The following is a 1,398-nucleotide window of genomic DNA, read 5'->3' as shown; positions in this document are numbered from 1 at the left end:
CCTCAGGAAGGGCTTTGCGCCGCGCGCCCTCTCCCATCATCTTTCTCCAAATATTCCGGAGCGCGAGGCAGAGCCTCGCAAACGCCCGATCCAGCACAGAAAAAGGGCGCCCCGAAGAGCGCCCTTTCTATCTTTTCACCGGCGTGGCTCTCGGTGATTTTCCCCGTTGGGGAAGATCACCTGTCACCACTGGCCAGAACCCCAGCAAGCTGGGCTTCGACCTTACTCGGTGATTTTGGACACAACACCGGCGCCAACAGTACGGCCACCTTCGCGGATCGCAAAACGCAGACCGTTTTCCATCGCGATGGGGGCGATCAGCTCAACGTCGAACTTCAGGTTGTCGCCTGGCATAACCATCTCGGTGCCCTCGGGCAGAGTTACGGTGCCGGTGACATCTGTGGTCCGGAAGTAGAACTGTGGACGGTAGTTCGCGAAGAACGGCGTGTGACGGCCACCTTCATCCTTGGTCAGGATATAGGCTTCTGCTTCGAACTTGGTGTGGGGCTGAACCGACTTGGGTGCGCACAGGACCTGGCCACGCTCAACAGCTTCACGGTCGATACCGCGCAGCAGGGCGCCGATGTTGTCGCCAGCTTCTCCGCGATCCAGCAGCTTGCGGAACATTTCAACACCAGTACAGGTGGTGGTCTGAGTGTCTTTGATGCCAACGATTTCAATGCTGTCGCCAACATTGATCACGCCACGCTCAACACGGCCGGTCACAACGGTACCACGACCAGAGATCGAGAACACGTCTTCAACAGGCATCAGGAAGGGCTGATCAACAGCGCGCTCAGGGGTTGGGATATATTCATCCACAGCCGCCATCAGCTCTTTGATTTTCTCTTCGCCGATTTCTGGGTTGTTGCCTTCCATCGCCGCCAGAGCGGAACCTGCGATGATTGGAATATCGTCGCCAGGGTAGTCGTAGGAAGACAAGAGCTCGCGGATTTCCATTTCAACCAGCTCGAGCAGCTCTTCGTCGTCAACCTGGTCGACTTTGTTCATGAAGACGACCATCTTAGGGATGCCAACCTGGCGGCCCAGCAGGATGTGCTCACGGGTCTGAGGCATGGGGCCGTCAGCTGCGTTCACAACCAGGATGGCGCCATCCATCTGCGCCGCACCGGTGATCATGTTTTTCACATAGTCAGCGTGGCCGGGGCAGTCGACGTGCGCGTAGTGGCGGTCGGCGGTTTCATACTCAACGTGTGCCGTCGAGATGGTGATGCCGCGCGCTTTTTCTTCTGGTGCGCCGTCGATCTGGTCGTAGGCTTTGAAGTCACCAAAATACTTGGTGATCGCTGCGGTCAGAGTGGTTTTACCGTGGTCAACGTGGCCGATGGTGCCGATGTTGACGTGCGGCTTATTACGTTCAAACTTTTCCTTAGCCAT

General features: G+C 57.2%; 1 protein-coding gene. It reads right to left on the bottom strand.

Annotated elements, in window-relative coordinates:
• Nucleotides 1–222: 222 nt before the first annotated feature.
• Nucleotides 223–1,398: elongation factor Tu (gene tuf, locus AN476_RS22230; protein ID WP_054463942.1), on the bottom strand; the 1,176-nt coding region annotated here is incomplete at its 5' end.

Source organism: Phaeobacter sp. 11ANDIMAR09, assembly GCF_001294455.1.
In the GTDB taxonomy this organism is placed as follows: Bacteria; Pseudomonadota; Alphaproteobacteria; order Rhodobacterales; family Rhodobacteraceae; genus Pseudophaeobacter.
The sequence above is the reverse complement of the archived record's forward strand: the minus strand, read 5'-3'. Positions and strand labels throughout refer to the sequence as shown.